Consider the following 20,243-nt stretch of genomic DNA (forward strand, 5'->3'; position numbering starts at 1 on the left):
TTTAGTGGTAAGTGTTGCTTCGTTAACGCTTACTTTTTACCTTCATTCCAGATGTTCAAATCAATTTTCTCAGCCACTTCTGGGTAATCTTTTGGATCAAAGATAGGCGAGTCAGTTGTTTTACGCTGTTGGAAGTAGTCTTTCGTTAGCTTAACCACCAAACCAGAGAGCAACATAATTGCCACTAGGTTGACGGTTGCCATCAAGCCCATGGCAGCATCTGCAAGGTTGAAAACTGTTGCAACGCTTTCGTAAGCGCCCCATACCACCATTAGTAGTCCAGCAATACGCAACACAAAAATACCAGCTTTGCCGCCTTTTAGGAAAACCACAGCGTTTTCTGCGTAGGAGTAGTTACCAATAATAGAGGTGAAGGCAAAGAAGAAGATTGCGATGGCGATGAAGTAAGTACCAATCGAACCGATATGCACACCCATGGCTGCCTGAGTTAGCGGTACGCCTGTCAGCGTTGAACCACCTTCTAAAACGCCAGACATAAGGATTAAGATAGCCGTCGCAGTACAAACTAAGATGGTATCAATAAAGACACCCAAACCTTGTACTAAGCCCTGTGATGAAGGGTGATGAGGGTTCGGTGTTGCCGCCGCTGCAATATTTGGTGCAGAACCCATACCCGCTTCGTTGGAGAACAGACCACGTTTAATACCGTTCAGCATAGCCCCGGCAATCCCGCCAATCGCTTCTTCGAAACCGAAGGCGCTTTTTACGATCAGTCCCAAAATGTGTGGTACTTCAGAGATGTTGGTGGCAATCACGTAAAGTGCTACCAAAAGGTACAAGCCTGCCATAATCGGCACGACAAACTCGGCGACGCGAGCTATGGTACGAATGCCTCCGAAGATCACTACGCCTGCCAAAATGGCAACCACGACACCAACGCCGATAGGCGGAAGATCAAAAGCACCTTCCATCGCTCCAGCGATGGAGTTAGCTTGCACAGCATTAAACACTAGACCAAAGGCGATGATCAGTGAGACCGCGAAAATAGCGCCTGCCCATGGGGCGTTTAAACCTTTAGACATATAAAAGGCTGGGCCACCACGCAATTGACCGTTTTCGTCACGTGTTTTAAACAACTGCGCCAAGGTACTTTCTGCATAGGCGGTTGCCATGCCGACAAGGGCAACCATCCACATCCAAAAAATAGCACCTGGGCCACCTAAGGTAATAGCAACCGCGACACCCGCTAGGTTACCAGTACCGATACGAGAAGCTAGGCTGGTACATAATGCTTGGAAGGGGGAGATACCGCCGCGATCTTTGCTAGGCGCTTTTAGCACAGAACGGAAAAATTCGGGGAAGTGTCTAATTTGTAGAAAACCCAATCTAACGGTGAAGTAAATCCCGACAGCGAGTAGTCCATAAATCAGGATATAGCCCCAGAAAATGTTATTGAGAAAGTTAATAATTGAGTCCATAAAGTGCATCCTAAATTTCGTGTAACAATTTGTGCGGTAGACTAAAGGTTTTTGCACCAAAATTAAACAGAAAGTACGTTTTGCGCTCAATCAATGCAAAAAAACATAAAAAACACGCCTAAATTAGAAAAATAAAGGCGTATTGACGATAAAAGTCGCTATTTGAAAACTTCCTAACTGGTAAATCTTTAATTATTAGTAATGATTCATGGGGATCTGGTCGTAATTCTGTTAAAGTTGCGCGCTCTTTGTCATGAGCTCTCCCCTACGAGTCATGACACTCAAACCTTAGGAAAGCATTTTGAATAACAATGACATTTTACGCCGCCTTCGTTATACCCTTGATCTGAAGGAGCTGGAGATCGTCGACATTTTTTCCAGCGCTGAGGCTTCGGCAACTCAAGAGCAGGTGAATGCTTGGCTTAAAAAAGAAGACAGTGCCGGCTATGTCGAGATGCTAGATATCGAAATGGCTACATTCCTAAATGGTTTGATCAATGTTAAGCGTGGCAAGCGTGAAGGTCAGCAGCCTGAGCCTGAAAAGCGGTTAACCAATAATGCAATCTTCATGAAGTTGCGCATCGCCTTAAACCTACAGGCAGATGATATTTTGGCGATTATGCAGCAGGCCGAATTTAACCTGAGTAAGCATGAATTAAGTTCTTTTTTTCGTAAGCCAGGCAACCGTCACTACTGTGAATGCAAAGACCAGATCCTAAGAAACTTCCTAATGGGTTTACAGAAGCAACTTCGTCCGTAAACAGGGTTGTTCGCCTTCACTTTTCAGAAAATTAAGCGCCCATAAGGTGGCAGATTTCCTGTGGATAACTTTGTGAACGAAACTTAGCCGCAAGATTTTTTCATGCGAACTGGGTGTAGAAGGCGAAATCGCGCATTTTTTAAGCTAAATGCTGAGCTTTGTGTGCATGTTTTCTGAGCTATAAGCATTGTCAAGGGTCAGAAAGGCGTTATCTGGTATAAAAAAAGCAAGTACCGAGCGTTTTTCTCAGACACTTGCTTTGTGAATACGGATTTCCCTATTTTAAATTTTTCTTAAAAATCTATTTAAAACAAAGATTTGAATTTATAGGTTGGGCTTTATCAACTCAGCAAGGGCTGCGGCTAGCTGCTGGTTGCCTTTCGTATCCAAATGCACTCCATCTATCGTACTCGGTTGTAACACCCCAGCGGAATTCAAGAACAGACAATTATTCTGAGAGGCTATTTTTTGATAGTGCTGATGGAAATATTGAGACTTTTCAACGGCGCCATCGAAACTTTCGGCCATTTCACCTGTTGGGGATAAAATATTCGGCGGGGCGACAATGACGATTTCAGGGTAAGGAAAAACCTGCTGATTTGGCATACGGGCTTTTTTGATCAGCTTTTCGACGCCTTTAGCGGCTTCAAAGGCCCCAATATTGAAATGGCGTTTTAAATCATTGGTGCCCAGCATAATAATAAGCACGTCTACTGGGCCAAAGGTTTCTAAGGCGGCTTGAATGTAGGTTAAGCCATTACGCCCCTCAAGAAACGGTTCATTCCAGATTGTCGTCCGACCCGGTAAACCAAAATTAATAACCTGATGATCGCCCCCTAGGGCTTCGTTTAGCAGGGTTGGCCAGCGTAAATGGGCAGGGTAACGTCCACCATTTGGTACTGATCCCCAAGTGAGAGAATCACCATAACAAAGAATTGTAGCCATCTATTACTCCTTTAGGTTTCCCTCAGTTTAGCGAACTATCAAGGGGGAATGCTAGTCTGAGTTTTTGTGTTACATTACATAATCAATAATTATAATATTCGGTTAATATTATGTCTGAAAAGTATAATAAAGGTCGGCTTCATGAGGCTTTAGAGCGATTGAGTGCGGCGAAAAACCATCATCCTTACCCCTCTTTAGAACAGCGCCAGCAGTTATTATCGGCGTTACAGAATTCTCTGGTGCAGTATGAAGTTGAGCTACTAGAGGCGCTACAAACGGATTACGGTCATAGAGCACCAGAAGAGTCCCGCCTCATTGAGTTGTTGCCTACCCTGCATGAACTGAAGCATGCCAAGCAATCTTTGAGAAATTGGATGAAACCTTCGAAGCGCCATCTGCACTTCAGCATTCAGCCCAGTCGCGGCAAGGTTCTTTATCAGCCAAAAGGGATTGTGGGCGTTATTTCCCCATGGAACTATCCTGTGCTTTTATCTCTAGGGCCTTTAATCGGTGCTATTGCCGCAGGCAACCGGGTCATGATCAAAGCTTCTGAATTTTGCCCAGCAACCAATCGCGTGTTAAGTAAACTTCTATTAGAAGCGCTTGGACAAGATTGGGTCTGTTTTATTGAAGGGGAAGCGGACGTTGCCAACGAGTTTACGCAACTGCCGCTGGATCACATATTGTTTACAGGCTCTAGTCAGGTCGGCAAGAAAGTCATGGCCAATGCCGCCTTGAACCTCACCCCCGTTACTTTAGAGCTAGGCGGTAAGTCGCCTTTGGTGGTTACACAAAGTGCCAATCTGGAAAGGGTGGCAGATCGTCTTCTTTTCGGCAAAATGATGAACGCAGGGCAAACTTGTGTGGCTCCTGATTATATTCTTTGTCATCAGTCTCATAAATCCGCCTTGATAGACTTACTCAAAACCAAGCTGGGTCAACTTTATCCTCAAGGGATTGCAAGTCCAGATTACACGAGCATGATCAATGCGCGTCAGTTAGAGCGCTTGCTCGGCTACCTTAAAGAAGCCGAGCAAGCAGAAGTGCTTTGTGAAAATCTAATGACTGGCCCAGCAGAGCTAGAGGGGAAACTCGCATTGCATGTGTTGCATGAAGCAAATGATGCGCTGCAAGTTATGCAGGATGAAATCTTTGGCCCACTGCTGCCGATTCTAACCTATGATTCATTCGGCGAGGCTTTAGACTATATTCAGCAGCGGCCTAGACCCTTAGCCATGTATGTTTTCACGAGTGATAACTTGGAAATGATGCAGTGTGAAGAGCGGATTCACAGTGGCAGTTTGGTGTTTAACCATACTTTAGTGCAAGTGGCTCAGGTCGACCTGCCCTTTGGTGGTACTGGCCATTCAGGCATGGGCTCTTATCATGCGAAAGAAGGTTTTATTACTTTTTCCCATGCTAAATCCGTGGTTTACAAGCAAGGCCCCGATCTACTCGCGTGGCTGTTGCCACCCTATCAACGTAAACCTCATAAGCTATTTGCTAAAATATGGCGACACTTGTAGGCGGTTTATCTAGTAGAGAATCTCTACCCCATGATACTGCAACTTACTTTGCAATAATGGGCTTGGGGCAACGTCTGTGATTACGCATTGGTAGTCACTCAAATTGCCCCAAACACAGCGGGATTCAGTATCAAATTTACTGCTATCTATCACTAGAATTCGATAGTGGCAGTAGTTCACTAAGGCTTCCCGAGCCATGACTTCCTCATCCGTAAAATCAAATAACTGCCCTTGTTTATTCACCGCCGCTACAGAAAAAATGCCGATATCCGCTCGATAGCGCTGGAAGAAGCGCAGGGCATCACCACCAATGACATCTTGGTCACGCATGCGTACGCGACCACCAGAAATAGTCAGCTCACAATCTGGGTGCTCACATAAGTTTCGCGCCGCATGAAGATTAGTTGTCATCACCTGTATGCCTTTAAAAACAGAGAGTTGCGAGGCCACATAAGCAACGCTTGAACCACTGCCTAAAAAAATCGATTGAAAATCTGCCAACTTATTTATGCAGAGATCCGCAATGCGCTGCTTACCAACCGCATTACGAATACGCCGCTGATCAAAGCTAATGTTCTCCCGATTAGGAAACGGAATAACTTCCCCATGGCTTCTTAACACAAGGCCTTTTTCGGCCAAAACACGGATATCAGAGCGAATAGTTTGTACCGATACTCTAAAGTGTTCTGCCAGTGCTTGTAAGCTTTGTCGACCTTGCTGATTGACCCATTGAACGATCTCATAATGACGCTTGTTCATGTCCTAATTGCCTTAATTTCAACTGCCACTGTCTAGCTTGACTGTCTTCTTTCGAAGCGAAAGTAGATAGGGTTTAAACGAAAGTATCTTGTCACTGTACTGTCAAATTGTGGCGTTATTGTTGCGACTCACTTATTTAAAAGAGAGTTTCCACCATGACATTTAAGAAGACCTTGTTAATTTGCGCGGCGACGTTGGCATTGCCTCTTTCTGCTCAGGCCCAAGAGACTTTGACGCTGTACACCAGTCAGCCTAATAAAGATGCTCAAATGACTGTGGATGCGTTTGAAGCCGCTAACCCAGATATTAAAGTTGATTGGGTTCGTGATGGCACAACCAAGCTGATGACGAAACTACGCGCTGAATTATCCAGTGGAGTGGTTAAGCCTGATGTACTGCTGATCGCAGACAGTGTGACCATGGAATCAATGGTAGCGGACGACTATCTATATCCTTATCTAAGTGAGGAACGTGATCACTACGAAACGAGCCTATACAGTGAGCAAGGCTATTATTACGGTACTAAGTTGATCACCACTGGCATTGTTCGCCATCAGAAAGCAGCACAAACTCCTGTTGATTGGGTGGACTTAGCTAAACCTGAGTACAAAAACCAAGTGGCTATGCCGAGCCCTCTGTATTCTGGTGCTGCGCTTATTCATCTTGCGACTCTAACCAGTGACGCTTCTTTAGGCTGGAACTACTATGAGCAACTTAACGCGAACCAAGTGAAAGCTCAGGGTGGTAACGGTGGCGTGCTAAAAGCCGTTGCTTCAGGCACCAAACCTTACGGTGTGATTGTTGATTTCTTAGCCATTCGTGAAGCGGCTAAAGGCTCGCCTATTGAGTTTATCTTTCCTAAGACGGGCGTCAGCATGGTGACTGAGCCTGTCGCCATTATGAAAGGGGCTAAGAACAAAGCCGCGGCTGAGCGTTTCGTAGATTTTGTGCTATCGGAAAAAGGCCAAGACCTTGTATTAGAGCAGGGTTACTTACCTGCTCGTCAAGGTATGCCGGTACCAGCAGGCTTCCCTGCGCGTGAAAACATCCGTTTAATGCCATTCGATGCTGCGCAAACACTAAAAGATAATGAAGCGAATAAAGCTCGTTTCAGCAAGATCTTTGAAGGTTAAGTAAGAATGAAAGGATCTTTTTTGAAAGCCCCCTTCATGGATGGAAGCAAGATGGACAGCCAGCTACGCTGGTTGTCCATCGGGCTCTTTGTGCTGATTGCCACCTTGAGCTTATTACCAAGCTTAAGGCTATTGATAGAGGCTTTGAGTCAGGTTCATTTAACCAGTGCATCGCCCCTAAGTGATGTGTTACGAAGTGAAAGAACTTGGATAGCATTAAAAAATAGCTTTTATACCTCTGGCTTAGGCACAGTGATTGCCGTTGTATTAGGCTGTGGTTTTGCCTTTGTGGTGACCTTGACGAACATTCGAGGCCGCTCCCTATGGGTGTTTTGTTTCATGCTGCCGATGATGATTCCGCCGCAAGTGACAGCATTGAGTTGGTTGCAACTGTTCGGTCCTGCGAGTCCAATTTTAAACACTTTGGGGATAGCGCCAGCATTGGGTAGCCCTCAGCCCATGTATTCTGCTGAAGGTATTGCCTTGTTGCTGGGGATTCAAAGTGCTCCACTGGTGTTCTTGGCGGTACGTACCCAGCTTATCGCCTTGCCTCAAGATTTAATGGAAGCGGCCAAGCTGGCTCGTGCTTCCCAATGGCGTATTTGGCTAGACATAATTGTTCCTCTTTGCCGCAGTGCTATCGTTGCGGGCGCCGCCCTTGCTTTTGTGTCGTCTTTAGGAAATTTTGGTATTCCTGCCATGCTTGGCATCCCCGCAGGATATATTGTCTTACCAACACTGATTTATCAGCAAATGGCGGGGTTTGGTAATGACATGCTCAGTCAAGTTGCTGGCTTATCAATGATCATTGCTTTGTTGGTGTTAGCGGGCATGTTGCTGCAACAATGGCTTCAGCAACGTAGTAGTTATGCGTTATTAGGTCATACAGCTCAGCCGATTTCATTTCGACTCGCCGCTTGGCGACTGCCTGTAGAAACTCTGCTTGCCTTGGTGCTGTGCTTTATTTTGGTGATGCCGTTATTAGCATTATTGGTGAGCGCACTGGTGCCAGCGTTAGGTGTTGCTCTTACACCAGAAACCTTCACATTATCGGCCTTTTACGAAATGCTAGGCAGACAAAGTGTCACTGCTCGTGCCTTTGAAAACAGCATGCTGTTGGCTTCCTTAAGTGCCTTCGTATTGATGTTGGTGTCGTTACCCCTAGGTTATGTCTTAATGCGTATGCCACTGCGTCAGCGGGCGTTGATTGCCAGTCTGATCGAAGTGCCCTACGCAATTCCAGGGATCGTTCTCGCGATTGCTTTTATTCTATTGTTTGCCAAGCCTCTCCCCTTTGTTGAAGCCAGTTTGTACGGCACTTTGGGCATTATTTTTGTGGCTTATCTATCGTGCTTTTTGAGTGTTTGCCTTAAGCCCGTGTTGGCCGCTATGACGCAAATGGACCCTGCCTTAGAGGAAGCGGCTCAACTGTGCGGCGCGCGCCCTCTACGTCGCCTTATCGATATTATTCTGCCCCTGACAGCGCCAGCTTTTTTTGCGGGTGGGCTTTTGGTGTTCCTTATTGCGGTGAATGAGCTAACAGTTTCCGCGTTGTTGTGGAGTGCCGGCAATGAAACCCTAGGTGTCTTAATTTTTAACCTTGATGAAAGCGGCGATAGTGTTCTGGCATCGGCCATTGCGGTACTGGTCGTGCTGCTGGTGGCAGGTCTAATGAGTCTATTAAGTCTGGTGGCACCGCGTTTACCCAAAGGAGTGATTCCATGGCACGACTAGTGTTGGATCAAGTTCACAAGCGCTTCAATGGCCAAGAGGCTGTCAGCGATTTGAGTATGACCATTGATGCGGGCGCATTTGTGGCTTTGTTAGGGCCAAGTGGCTGTGGTAAATCGACCATACTGCGCATGTTAGCGGGTTTTGAAACAGTCTCGGATGGGGCAATACATCATGGAGATATCTGCCTTTCCTCTAGCCAGACTCATGTCCCCACGGAAGATAGAAACTTCGGTATGGTGTTTCAGTCCTATGCCCTTTGGCCGCACATGAGCGTGAAAGACAATGTGGCTTACCCTTTAAAAGTTCAGCGAATTCCCCGCGCAGAGCAGCAAAAACGCATTAAAGAAGCCCTAGAAATTGTGCAACTCGAAGCCTATGCCGATCGTCTACCTGCGCAATTAAGTGGCGGGCAACGTCAACGAGTGGCTTTAGCACGCAGTTTGGTTACTGAGCCAGAGGTGGTCTTGTTTGATGAGCCATTAGCGAATTTAGATCGTCATTTACGGGCCACCATGGAAGAAACCTTTCGAGCTTTTCATCAGCGTACCGGCTCGACCATGGTTTATGTGACCCATGATCAGTCTGAGGCCATGTCCTTAGCGGATAAAATAGCCGTGTTAGATAAAGGACGATTGGTGCAATGGGATACTCCTCAAGGGCTTTATGATACGCCCAGAACTCCTTGGTTAGCTGACTTTGTGGGTCGTGGTGCCATTATCATGATGCAAGATATTCAGCCCCTACAGCCCGTGTCTGGGCATGAAATTGAAAGGCAAGTTAGCTCCCATTCGACTCCTGAGCCTAAGCAGCCAGTGTTAGTTCGACCACAAGCTGTGCACTTGCATCAGCAAGAAAATACCGGGCTTGCAGCACAAGTTGAACGCTGTATTTATCGTGGTGAACGCTATGATTTATCCCTTCGGTTAAGTAACGGTCAGCAATTGCTTACCTACAGTGACAGCTTTCTCACGACTGGCCAAACCGTACGCGTCAGCATACAGCAGGGTTGGGCGTTGGAGTCGGCAAAGTGAGCACGAACGTTCAAGTATTAAGTGGATTTGGTCATAAAGCACCTGCTGCAATCTTGGTGTCGACGGATCAAACCAGTAGCGGAAAAACTGTACGTATTTTGTTGGATGCTGGTGGCTCTTTAGATCATCCTGAACAAAAAGGCTGGGAGTTACCCGATGATCTAGATGCCATCTTAATTAGTCATGACCACCTTGATCATATACAGGGGCTTGATGAAGTGGGTGCCGAGGTTCCTGTGTATGCCACCCACCCCGTGCAAAAATGGCTACCAAGACATTTGAATATTAAGACCTTACCGCTACTGGGTGAGATGGAGATTGCGGGGGTTAATGTCACCACAGGACAAACCGGTCACTCTTATGGCGGTGTATGGCTGCACCTAGGCGTTGCGGGTGGTGTTTTCTACAGCGGTGATATATCACGGGAGTCTGAGTTATTCGCTCTAACACCGCCTCCGCCAGCGCATTTGGCATTAGTGGATGCCTCTTATGGACTTTATGATGAGCCATTAGCCTCGGCTAAAGCACAGCTTAAATCCCTGCTTGATCAGCCAAAATCACTATTATTGCCAGTACCGCAAACTGGGCGGGCATTAGAAATTGCCATGTGGCTTACCTCGCAGGGAATGACAGATTGGACATTGGGTCATGACTGCTTGCGGCCTAGGGACGCATTTTTTGGGCCTCAGGAAGCGATTACCCAGCAAGCTTTAGACGCTTTGTCCGCCATGCCCTCCCATGCATTTACACCCTCGGCAAAGGTGGTGCTATGTGGCAACCCAGACGGCGTTGGCGGCGAAGCGGAAACACTGCTTCAGCAGCTGGATCGGTATCTGCCTGTGTATACCGGTTACCTCCCTCCTAAAGCCCGTGAGCAAGTGGCTAAGGGTGATGCCCATTATATTCGTTGGAATGTTCATCCAAGAAAAAGTGACCTCAAATGGATCATTACACAATTGCAGTGTCGATTGTGTGTGCCCTTGTTTCATCGCCTTGACGATCCAGTGGTTTGGCAAGGTGAGTTAGGGGAATGCATCACCACGAAAACTCAATTCATGCTGCCAAATTAAAGAGAAGTATCAATGAAACTTATAGAAAAACCGTTTGTCTTTGTTCGTCACGGACAAACTAAGTTAAACGCCGCTGGGCTGATTGGCGGTCGGACAGACAGCCCGCTTACTTCTTTAGGGATAGAGCAAGCTAAGCAAGGTGCCAAGCAACTGAATGTGGCTTGGAGCGCTGTCTACGCCAGTGGCCTTTCTCGCGCACAAGACACGGCTCGATATGCCGTACCAAAGCAAGAGTTTATCGTGCATGAGGGTCTTAATGAGCGTGACTGGGGCGACTTGGAAGAATGCCCAATTGCACAGCTGACGCCCTATGAAGAAACGCCTCCGAACGGTGAGGCATGGGCGGATTTTGAGGCCCGAGTGATTGGCGCATTGAACGATATTTTAGCCCAGCATGAGTGGCCTTTAATTGTGGCGCATTCTGGCGTGCATCGAGTACTGAATAACCATATAAATGGCACTCCTTATGGTGAGCGCATTGATAACGTGGCCGCGAAGGCTTTTGAACCAGTTTCATTAGAAGATAACACACCAGCTATTTGGCTAATATCTCCCTACGAAGGACAAAACTTATGACAGTGAAGGTACATAACGCAAACCCTGAAGGTAATGCGGTTATCGTTGATTTAGATGGAACTTTGGCCCAATTTAACCCAGATGAAGTGCATGAATGGGTGTTAGGCGCTGATAAACAATGGGACCCTTTCTTTGAATATATGAGCACAGCCCCTGTGATTGAGAATGTCCTCAGACTGGTGAATATTTTAAAAGCCCAAGGTCAGAAAATCTTGATTTGCAGTGGCCGTCCTGAATCCCATAAACAGCATTCGATTGAATGGATGGAGCGTAATAATGTGCCATTCGATGGGGTTTATTTACGCCCTTTAGACGCAGACCATGTACCAGATGAAGTTGTTAAAAAAAATTTGCTTGAGCAAATTTATGCGGATGGCTTTCACCCTTGGCTAGTGCTGGATGATCGCGATGCGGTGGTCGAAAATTGGCGAGCATTGGGGCTGACTTGTTTGCAATGCGCCCCAGGTGATTTTTAGTGCTAAATTAGGCGATCGCTCTATCTATAATGAGGCCAGCAGGGCTTATGGTCTGCTGGCCTTTTCTATTTAATGGACTGTTAAGCATGTTGCTTCTCATGGTCGAGTAACCAACGCTTTCTTTCTAAGCCTCCGGCATAACCGGTTAAACTGCCGTCTTTGCCTATCACTCGATGACAAGGGATGACAATAGCGACGCGGTTCATGCCATTGGCTCGGGCGACGGCCCGTACTGCTTTGGGGTTGTTTAGGCTGGTTGCCTGTTGCTGGTAGCTTGCGGTGTGACCGTAAGGAATCTTCTGTAAGGCTTGCCAGACCTGTTGCTGGAAATCTGTGCCGGGAGTATCCAAATGCACATCAAAGACACCTCTCTGGCCAGAAAAATATTCTTCTAGTTCCTGTTTGAGTTGCTTTATATGTTGGTTTTCGCCATTCACAATGGGCGCTTTAAAGCGTTTCTGTATATCCTCAAACTCTGTTTCCAGCATGCGTCGGTCGACAAACTCCAATAAGCAAATTCCGCTTTCAGAGGCGCACACAAACATAGGCCCCAAAGGCGTTGTTAGACGGTCAATTAATATCACAGCGTTCTCCGAATTATATTTTGGGGAGTGTCCCAATACTTTCTTAAAGGTATAGCCAAAGCCACTTAAAGATTCATAGCCTGTGTCCAATGCCGTGACAGTAGCACTTTTACCCGATTTCAACTCTTGGTAAGCCAGATTAATACGGTACATGCGCTGAAATGCCTGAAAGGTCATGCCGTAATGCTGGTTAAACCAGCGTCTAACATAAATAGGCCGAATACCCTCTTCACGTAACTGCTGATCGGTAATCTTAGCTTTTTCGCTGTCTCGAACAAGGTCAATGGCAGCTTGCACTTCTCTAGGTGTCTGGTGAGCATTTTCAGTGGGCCGACACACTTTGCAAGGCCGAAAGCCTGCTGCCATGGCTTCTTTGAGGGTGGTGTAAAAGGTGACATTTTCGCGCTTCGGTTTGCGGGCTCGGCAAGTCGCAATACAGAAGATAGAGGTGGTTTCTACCCCAACAAAGAAGCTACCCACATAACTGGGTTTTCTTTCTAGCAAGGCCTGATAAAAATCATCAGCTTGTTGCGGATCAGTAATCACCATAAAGAGCATCTCGGTTAGTTAACGGTAGCCAGATTAAAGCAGTGTTAAAAAAGATTAATACATGGCTTGGAGAAACAACAACCGAAAACTGAACAAGTATTTTTTCAGCTATAAAAAAGGCACCTAAACAAGATGAATGTTTAAGTGCCTTATGGGTTATTAGAGGTGTTATCGCCTAGCTGTTTAGCTGGATTTAAAACGTTGCACCATAGCTTGTAGCTCGCTGGATAGTTCATTTAGCGCGGTGGCGGTGGCCGTCACCTGCTTAGACAAATCATCAGATTTAACCGTACCATCATGAATGACCAATACGTTGTTGTTGATTTCTTCTGCCACCAAATGCTGCTCTTCTGCTGCGGCGCTAATTTGAATCATCATGCCTTTGATATCGAGTACTGAGCTGAGAATTTGCTCAAAAACTTGATAGGTTTTGGAGGCCAGTTCTACCGAGTCTTTTGCGACACTTACACTGTTCTGCATCTTGCTTGATGCGGAATTGGTTTGCAGCTGTAACTGGGTAAGCATCTTGTCGATTTCATCGGTAGATTGGGCTGTGCGGCCCGCTAGAGTCCGGACTTCGTCGGCAACCACCGCAAAGCCACGACCCTGCTCGCCCGCTCGTGCTGCCTCAATTGCTGCGTTCAGCGCCAGCAGGTTGGTTTGCTCAGCAATGGCTTTAATGGTGTCCAGAATACTCACAATGTTGTCGGACTCTTTGGCCAGTACCAGCATGGTGTCGTTAGAACTGTTTATCTCTGTCTCAAGGTTCTGCAATGACGACATGGTTTGCTGGATAAGTTGATTACCCTCTTGTACTTGAGCTTCACTGCTCTCCGCCGCTTGGGCCGCCGCGCTACAGTTAGAGGCGACTTCATTGGCAGTGGCGACCATTTCGTTGAAAGCGGTGGATACTTGATCGACAGAGTCAACTTGCTGATTGACTGTTTGGCTCAAGTTTGCCGATAAGTTTTCTGATTGGTGGGCAACATTACTAATACGCTCACAGGAGGTTTTAGTATGGCCAATGATTTGATCAATCGAGGAAACAAAGTGATTGAAGGCTTGCGCCATTTGTCCAGATTCATCTTGGGTTATCACGTCAAGTCGCTGAGTGAGATCTCCTTCCCCTTGGCTAATATTCGTTAGGCTGTCTGCCATCACTTTTACAGGGCGAATGACTACACCTGCCAGAATTGAACCAATCGCCATGAAGATCACAATCATCACAAGGGCAATAATCACGGTGGTGACGATTAAGCTATTTGCCTGAGCAAACACTACCTCACTAGGGACTAACCCGATAAATTTCCAACCAAGGTCTGGGGAAATATAAACTTTGGCAAACCAAGTCTCGCCATCAATATTGATTTCTTGTACTGAGCTTTCGTCGTTGAGCTTTGCATAGCTACGAGACGCTTCTTTAATATCCTTAAAGTTATTTTCTGGGTCGGAAGGGTCGGCCAGCACAGTACCAGTGTCCTCCACCATGACCACATACCCTTCACCACCAAACTTCACATCAGACAGTATCTCGGTAAGCTTTTTTAAAGTGACATCAACACCGACTGAGCCGTAAAGGCCGTTTTGCCCTTCAAAGCGCATGACATAGTCAACTAAAGGTGCGCCAGATAAAGAATCGGCATAAGCTGGAATGCGTTTAGCTTCTAAGCTATCAATAGATTGTGTGTACCAACCTCGCTTTGTTGGGTCATAATTTTCGGCATTTTTACCGGTTGGCCACTGTAAGTAACCCGTATCGTTTGTTCCAAGCCAAATATAGGTTAACTCTGGGTGGGTTTGACCAAAGTCGTCCATTAGTGCGAAAGCTTGTTGTTCTAGCTGAGAGTTCTGGAGAGGTGTCATCTCTTTGGAAGGCGCATTTACATAGCTTTTAATGCTTCCAGGGGTGAGCTGTTTTAGCGCTGCAGTACGAGCAAAAAACTCTGTATTTTCAGCCAAGTTGTTTAAGAACATCGAAAAAATAGTATCTACGTGTCCTATTTCCGTTTGGCTTTGTCTTTCAAAGTCTAATAAGGCATTACTTCGAATATTACTGATAATCACTACGGAGACAATTAATACGGGCAATATCACCCCAGCAGCGACTAAAGCAATAATTTTAGATTTAACCGACATAAGTGTTCCTCATGAAATCCATTATATTTGAGATTAAAGCATTAAATTTAAGTGATTTTAGGTGTTTTAAGGTTCTGATTCTATATATATCGCGATAACACTTTTTTTACAAAATATAATTTTTTTGTGTCTTTTCATCTAAGCCATTATGATTCCGCACCAGCCTTTTTAAGCATAGCCTCTAGGGAAAATTATGTTAATGGAATACAGCTTTTTTACCGTAACCTTGTTAATTAGCACTGGGTTTGTGGCAGGAATTATTAACACCCTTGCAGGCGGCGGTTCCAACTTAACACTACCCGCTTTAATGGTTATGGGAATGCCTGCGGATATTGCCAATGCGACGAATAGAGTGGGGGTTTTTCTGCAGAATATCACTGCTACACTCGGGTTTCGTAAGGCAAAGAAGCTTGATAGTCACGACATTTTACCTGTCATGATACCGTCGCTTTTAGGTGGTTTGGTTGGGGCTTTTGCGGCCAGTTATGCACCGGAGCAATGGCTCAAACCCTTACTATTAAGCGCCATGATTGGGATGACCATTATTATGATAGTGCGCCCTGCGATGATCGCGCCCCCTGAAGGCACAGTACCTTTTAAAGTCGCAGAGAAGCCCAGCGCATGGCTGGCATTGTTTATAGCCGGGGTCTACGGTGGCTTTGTACAAGCGGGTGTCGGCTTTATTTTGATTGCGGCTTTAGCAGGCACACTGAGGTATGACCTAGTGCGTACCAATGCCTTAAAAATGGTGTGTACACTGGGGTTTACCGCTCTGGCTCTAGGGGTGTTTATTTGGAATGATCAAATTCTTTGGATTCCGGGTTTAATTTTAGCCTGTGGCACTATGCTGGGCTCACACCTTGCGGTGAAGTTGGCCATAAAGGCTAATCCGCAGCATCTTAAGTGGTTTCTTTTCGTCATGACGGTATGTGGCAGTGCTGCCGCGCTATTAAGTGACTGAACCCCAAAATGGCCATGAGGTAAGGCTTGTATTTACCCCATGGCTCATGCCTAGATTATTCCTCTATTCCTGCGTTAATCAACATACCTTGAGGGCTAGTGTCGAATAACAGCACGCGATTTAAATCAACGGACAGGGAAAGGTTTTGCTGGCGCTTAACGTGGGAACGTAGGTCTAAGCGAGCTTTTGCATCTTCCCCTCCAAGCTTGAACATTATTTCTTTATCGAACCCAAGGTTTTCTACCAAATCGACTTGAATGTCATCGAAGACAAATAAGTTATCGCTGGGAGAGGTGAGGGCGCTATCTTCAAAAAAGTCCGGCCTGATGCCTAACAAAACCTGATTGTGTTGGGCGAGGGTATGCATATCGACATTGGCAATGCGTTGAGCTGGAATTCGGTATTGGTCGAATACCAGCTCTTCACCTTCTACTTGAGCCTCGATAAGGTTCATCGCGGGAGAACCAATAAAGGTAGCGACAAAAGTGTTGGTCGGCTGAAGGTAAATATCCATAGGTGAGCCGACTTGCTCAACGATACCGTCACGCATCACGACGACTCTGTCCCCTAGGGTCATGGCCTCAATTTGGTCATGAGTAACGTAGATGGCCGTAATATTGTATTGATGTTGAATTCGAGCAATCTCGGTACGCATGTGGTGACGCAATTTCGCGTCCAGATTTGATAAGGGTTCATCGAACAAATAGACATCAGCATCCCGAGCAAGAGCACGCCCCATGGCGACCCTTTGGCGTTGGCCTCCGGAAAGGTCTGCGGGCTTTCGGTCTAGGTATTCGTCCAACTTGAGCATCTCTGAAACATCGGCCAATTTTCTCTTAATGGTGTCCGCATCGGCTCCTGATTTTTTTAACCCGAAGACAATATTTTCCCGCACCGACATATGCGGATATAGGGCATAGTTTTGAAACACCATCGCAATATTGCGTTTGTGAGGAGGCAGATCATTCACTTCTGTATCACCAATATGCACCTTACCTTGGGTGATATCTTCTAATCCTGCCACCATGCGTAAGGTGGTACTTTTACCGCAACCACTGGGGCCGACTAAAACCACGAATTCACCATCTTTTACTTCGAGGTTGAGATTCTTGACGATCGGCAAATTGCCATAGGATTTACAAACGTTGCGTAAAATAACTGAACTCATAAATTTCTCCCTGTCCTAATTGGATTAGCCTTTAACGCCGCCGTCGGTTAAGCCACCCGAGAGGTGACGATTCGCCAACATAAAACAAATGATGACGGGCAGTAGCGTGAGCATTGAAGCGGCCATAATGCGATCCCAAATGGCATTTTTTGAAGTAAATAAGGTTTGCAGTGCCAGCGGCAAGGTTTGGAAGTCTTGATATTGCTTTAAGAACACTGAGGCAAAGAGGTACTCGTTCCAAGCAATGACAAAACAGTAAATAAAGACCGTAAACAGCATGGGCTTTGAGAGGGGTAAAATAATGCGATAAAAGGCTTCGACTCGAGAGCAACCGTCCATCATTGCCGCTTCCTCTAAGGAGAAAGGAATGGTGCGGAAATAGTTCCCCAACATATACATGGCAACGGGTAAGGTTTGAATGAGATAAATCAAAAACAAACTTAAAATTGTACCGCCGGCAGAAGAGGCAAGGCCCACGTTTACGCTCATTTGATAGAGGGGCACCATTAATAAAACGCCCCCCACCATATAAACAAAAAGCACCCCGTTAGCCATTAATGATTGAGCTGGGAAACGTAAGCGGGCAATGGCATACGCAGCCAGAGAGGCTAAGAAGGTAGAGCAAATACCCGTGACCAAAGAGATGGAAAAGGTGTTTAGCATGTAGCGACCAAATGAAAAGATATCACCACCATCGGTAAACTTAGCCAATAAGAGCTGCTTTTTCTCGGCAGAAAGCGCTGGGTTGTCCAGCAAACGCTGTATGCTGGCAGGTACTTCCACCTCTTTGCTGGGCATCAAGCCTAATAATTCTTTGTAGGCATCGAGATGCAAGACCCGCGGAATCAGCGAGGCGTTTCCCCAGTCAATCGGGTGTTTGAGGGATGTTGAAAGAATTTGCAAAAAAGGGAATACGCAGAAAATCACTAAAGCGATGACCAGCGTATAAAGTAAGATAGATTGCATGTTTGTGCGTTTATTCATCATAAGGTCACCATGCTGTAAGAGTGTGTTGTCGTAAAAATTACCATTTGAGCACCTTGCGAACGTATAGCCAGATGAGCCCCACTAGAACCAAGAGTTGAATCACTGAGATCGCTGCGGCGGCGCCTTGGTCCACCAGTCCTGCAAAGGCTTGGTAGTAGGTGAATATAGGTAAGGTCTCGACATTCGGAGCCAGTAAGTAAACATCTTCAAAGCGGTTTAAATTCCAGATCACTCGTAAGAGAACCACAGTCGCAATGACAAAGCGTAACTCTGGCAAGGTGACATGCCAGAAGCGCCCCCAAGCGTTTTGCCCATCAATGGCCGCGGCTTCATACAGGTCTTTTGGCACACTTTGTAATTTGGCGAGGAAGAGTAAATAAGCAATCGGGAAGTGTTTCCAAATATCGAAAACAATTACGACAAATAAGGCCGAATCTGGATCACCAATTAGATTCTCACGGGTGTTTGTCAGCTGCAGAACATCGACAACCACATGGTTGTAGATACCGTTGACGGGGTCAAAAATGAACTGCCAGCCAAACACCACACTGATCACTGGGGCAAAGTAGGGAAGGAGAATGAGACCCCGAGCAAGGTTACGTAGACGAAACTCTTGGTTCATCAAAATAGCAGCCCCAAGCCCTAATAATGTGGTGCCGGCAACTGTGCCTATTAGGTAAATGACGGAGACGCCAATCGAGTGATAATACCTAGGGTTGCCAAGTAGATCCGAGTAATTCTCTAAGCCAACAAAGGTCTTTTCGCCGTTTAACTGCACATCAAAAAAACTTAAATAGATGTTAAACAAGATCGGATAGATCACCAGTAATCCGATAATGCCGACAGCGGGTGCGACCAGTTTGAGGCCCAGTCTTGCTTCATTTTTTACGAGTATAGACGACATATTGCGATCCTTTTGTGCTGAACGTGACAGACGTTCCATCGTCGCCACAAGGCTGATAAGTCCTATGGCGCTCTCGTAGGGAAATTATAAAAATGAGTCTATGCACACCCTCTGCATGAGAGGATGTGCAAGAGTTCCACTATTGGCCAATAATGGCTTTCATCTCAGCTTCTGCGCTATCGAGAGCCATTTGTGGGTCTTTACCCTCGATAGTGACGTCATAGATCATGCGAGGAATGACCGACTTAGCGAAGATTTCACCAGACGCTGGAAAGGTTTTGCCTTCAACAACCGAAAAGGAGCGAATGTCATCGAAGCCAGAGACAATCTGCTTCATTTTGTCCGCGCCATACAGCTTGAAGACACCATTAGGATCATTCAAATATGCGTCATCTTCGGCAATGCCTTTCAGCATAGGGTTCATGCCACCTGGGGCCATGTGTAGGAAGGTGATGTAACTGGCCGGATCGTACATGAATTTAATAAAGTCTTGGCTGGCTTGAGCCGCCGCTTCATCGTCAGTTTTCAGTGCGACAAGGCCAGATAAAGTGCCGTAAGAAGCAGCGCTTTTATGGGTAATGATAGGCGCAAAGGCGGTGTTTTTAACGAGGTCTGGATCAAAAGTACCACCGTTTAACTCGGCAAAGTTTTCTGCAGAAAGGGAGCTCATGGCAACTTCGGCTAAAGCGAGATCGTCCATAATGTAGGTAGAGTAAAAGAACATCGCCATTTTACCCTGCAAGTAATAATCTCGTGCACGCCAGTTTTGAGGCCCTGGTGGGTTGTATTGGGCGAGTTGTTGATAGAACTGGATGGTTTCTAACGTTTCGGGGCTGTTGAAAATGAGATTGCCATTGGCATCAAATTCACTAGCGTTATTTGAGAGGGCCAGTTGCGTAAATACTTGTTCAGTAAAACTGTCTTGCTTGGTGCCTACTAAAATACCGTACTGATTGTTGTCTTTATCTGTCAGTGCTTTCGCGGCAGTGAGTATGTTGTCCCAAGTATTTGGCGCAGCAAGCCCCTTTTCTTCGAACCAATCTTTACGATACCAAATACCTTGAATCCAACCGTGATAAGGCAGTCCGTAGTATTGTCCTGTCGGGGATTTCAGGGTGGTGAGAGCCCCTTTATGGAAGGATTGCTGGCCAATGTCGTCAATGACTGCTTGATGGGTTGCTGTATCGACAATACCTTCTTCACCAAATGCCATGATGATCTCTGAGTTGACTTCGATAAGCTGAGGTGTGGTATTGGCTGCCACCGCGGCGGCCATTTGCGTGGCCATTTCATTTTCATCCACGGCTACTACCTTGATGCTCACCCCATCATTTAAGGCCTCAAAAGTGCTGGTTAGCAATTCAATATTATTGAGCCTGTCGGTTTGAGTTTGCGTTGTCCAAAACTCTATGGTGGTAGCGTGGGAAAGCTGACTTAAGGCTAGGCCGTTAAGTAGAGCCGTTGCGGCAACCAGTTGCTTGGTGGTTTTCTTCATTGTGACTTCC

The 20,243-nt window shown here is 46.3% G+C and carries 18 protein-coding genes; 9 read left to right on the forward strand and 9 right to left on the reverse strand.

Features of this window, described 5'->3' with window-relative positions; genetic code table 11:
- Positions 1 to 29 precede the first annotated feature (29 nt).
- Positions 30 to 1,439, reverse strand: coding sequence for an alanine/glycine:cation symporter family protein (locus tag ACUM5Y_RS08830; RefSeq protein ID WP_445976508.1), 1,410 nt, complete (start codon positions 1,437 to 1,439; stop codon positions 30 to 32).
- Between the two features lie 301 nt (positions 1,440 to 1,740).
- Between ACUM5Y_RS08830 and ACUM5Y_RS08835 the strand changes: the two genes are divergently transcribed.
- Positions 1,741 to 2,199, forward strand: coding sequence for a YehS family protein (locus ACUM5Y_RS08835; RefSeq protein WP_445976509.1), 459 nt, complete (start codon positions 1,741 to 1,743; stop codon positions 2,197 to 2,199).
- 324 nt (positions 2,200 to 2,523) lie between these two features.
- Here the strand turns inward: ACUM5Y_RS08835 and ACUM5Y_RS08840 are convergent, their stop codons facing one another.
- Entirely contained in the window at positions 2,524 to 3,144 is a 621-nt protein-coding gene (locus ACUM5Y_RS08840; protein ID WP_445976510.1) for an SGNH/GDSL hydrolase family protein, read from the reverse strand.
- 110 nt (positions 3,145 to 3,254) lie between these two features.
- On the opposite strand from ACUM5Y_RS08840, the gene ACUM5Y_RS08845 reads away from it, so the two are divergent.
- Entirely contained in the window at positions 3,255 to 4,670 is a 1,416-nt protein-coding gene (locus ACUM5Y_RS08845) for a coniferyl aldehyde dehydrogenase (RefSeq protein ID WP_445976511.1), read from the forward strand.
- A 9-nt stretch (positions 4,671 to 4,679) separates the two neighbouring features.
- Here ACUM5Y_RS08845 and ACUM5Y_RS08850 read toward each other — a convergent pair whose 3' ends face one another.
- Positions 4,680 to 5,429 carry a DeoR/GlpR family DNA-binding transcription regulator gene (locus tag ACUM5Y_RS08850; RefSeq protein WP_445976512.1) on the reverse strand — a complete coding sequence of 250 codons (750 nt, stop codon included), beginning with the start codon at positions 5,427 to 5,429 and terminating at the stop codon, positions 4,680 to 4,682.
- A gap of 155 nt (positions 5,430 to 5,584) precedes the next feature.
- Here ACUM5Y_RS08850 and ACUM5Y_RS08855 point away from each other — a divergent pair, with 155 nt between their 5' ends.
- Genes ACUM5Y_RS08855 through ACUM5Y_RS08880 form a run of 6 tightly spaced genes read left to right on the forward strand, consistent with a single transcriptional unit; the run spans position 5,585 to position 11,449 of the window.
- Positions 5,585 to 6,562 (forward strand): ABC transporter substrate-binding protein, encoded by a 978-nt coding sequence (locus tag ACUM5Y_RS08855; protein WP_445976513.1) that lies wholly within the window; start codon positions 5,585 to 5,587, stop codon positions 6,560 to 6,562.
- A 51-nt stretch (positions 6,563 to 6,613) separates the two neighbouring features.
- Complete coding sequence (locus ACUM5Y_RS08860) at positions 6,614 to 8,296, forward strand: ABC transporter permease (RefSeq protein ID WP_445976880.1); 1,683 nt, start codon at positions 6,614 to 6,616, stop codon at positions 8,294 to 8,296.
- Positions 8,284 to 9,327, forward strand: a complete 1,044-nt coding sequence (locus ACUM5Y_RS08865; protein ID WP_445976514.1) for an ABC transporter ATP-binding protein — start codon at positions 8,284 to 8,286, stop codon at positions 9,325 to 9,327. Before ACUM5Y_RS08860 ends, ACUM5Y_RS08865 begins: the two co-directional genes overlap by 13 nt.
- Complete coding sequence (locus tag ACUM5Y_RS08870; protein WP_445976515.1) at positions 9,324 to 10,397, forward strand: MBL fold metallo-hydrolase; 1,074 nt, start codon at positions 9,324 to 9,326, stop codon at positions 10,395 to 10,397. The genes ACUM5Y_RS08865 and ACUM5Y_RS08870 overlap by 4 nt, the downstream gene beginning before the upstream one ends.
- A gap of 12 nt (positions 10,398 to 10,409) precedes the next feature.
- On the forward strand, positions 10,410 to 10,973 hold the full coding sequence (locus tag ACUM5Y_RS08875; protein WP_445976516.1) for a histidine phosphatase family protein: 564 nt from the start codon (positions 10,410 to 10,412) through the stop codon (positions 10,971 to 10,973).
- Positions 10,970 to 11,449 (forward strand): phosphatase domain-containing protein, encoded by a 480-nt coding sequence (locus tag ACUM5Y_RS08880; protein WP_445976517.1) that lies wholly within the window; start codon positions 10,970 to 10,972, stop codon positions 11,447 to 11,449. The genes ACUM5Y_RS08875 and ACUM5Y_RS08880 overlap by 4 nt, the downstream gene beginning before the upstream one ends.
- Before the next feature lie 80 nt (positions 11,450 to 11,529).
- Here the strand turns inward: ACUM5Y_RS08880 and ACUM5Y_RS08885 are convergent, their stop codons facing one another.
- On the reverse strand, positions 11,530 to 12,582 hold the full coding sequence (locus tag ACUM5Y_RS08885) for a bifunctional transcriptional activator/DNA repair enzyme AdaA (protein WP_445976518.1): 1,053 nt from the start codon (positions 12,580 to 12,582) through the stop codon (positions 11,530 to 11,532).
- A gap of 183 nt (positions 12,583 to 12,765) precedes the next feature.
- Positions 12,766 to 14,718 carry a methyl-accepting chemotaxis protein gene (locus ACUM5Y_RS08890; RefSeq protein WP_445976519.1) on the reverse strand — a complete coding sequence of 651 codons (1,953 nt, stop codon included), beginning with the start codon at positions 14,716 to 14,718 and terminating at the stop codon, positions 12,766 to 12,768.
- Between the two features lie 199 nt (positions 14,719 to 14,917).
- Here ACUM5Y_RS08890 and ACUM5Y_RS08895 point away from each other — a divergent pair, with 199 nt between their 5' ends.
- Positions 14,918 to 15,679, forward strand: coding sequence for a sulfite exporter TauE/SafE family protein (locus ACUM5Y_RS08895; protein ID WP_445976881.1), 762 nt, complete (start codon positions 14,918 to 14,920; stop codon positions 15,677 to 15,679).
- A 55-nt stretch (positions 15,680 to 15,734) separates the two neighbouring features.
- On the opposite strand, the gene ACUM5Y_RS08900 is transcribed toward ACUM5Y_RS08895, so the two are convergent.
- The 4 genes from ACUM5Y_RS08900 to ACUM5Y_RS08915 all read right to left on the reverse strand — a co-directional run bounded on the left by ACUM5Y_RS08900 (position 15,735) and on the right by ACUM5Y_RS08915 (position 20,233).
- Positions 15,735 to 16,847, reverse strand: coding sequence for an ABC transporter ATP-binding protein (locus ACUM5Y_RS08900; RefSeq protein WP_445976520.1), 1,113 nt, complete (start codon positions 16,845 to 16,847; stop codon positions 15,735 to 15,737).
- Positions 16,848 to 16,871: 24 nt separating this feature from the next.
- Entirely contained in the window at positions 16,872 to 17,834 is a 963-nt protein-coding gene (locus tag ACUM5Y_RS08905) for a carbohydrate ABC transporter permease (protein WP_445976521.1), read from the reverse strand.
- Between the two features lie 37 nt (positions 17,835 to 17,871).
- Positions 17,872 to 18,738: a carbohydrate ABC transporter permease gene (locus ACUM5Y_RS08910; protein WP_445976522.1), complete on the reverse strand. Its 867-nt coding sequence runs from the start codon at positions 18,736 to 18,738 to the stop codon at positions 17,872 to 17,874.
- Positions 18,739 to 18,877: 139 nt separating this feature from the next.
- On the reverse strand, positions 18,878 to 20,233 hold the full coding sequence (locus ACUM5Y_RS08915) for an ABC transporter substrate-binding protein (RefSeq protein ID WP_445976523.1): 1,356 nt from the start codon (positions 20,231 to 20,233) through the stop codon (positions 18,878 to 18,880).
- Between the last annotated feature and the right edge of the window lie 10 nt (positions 20,234 to 20,243).

Source organism: Marinomonas dokdonensis (genome assembly GCF_052747885.1).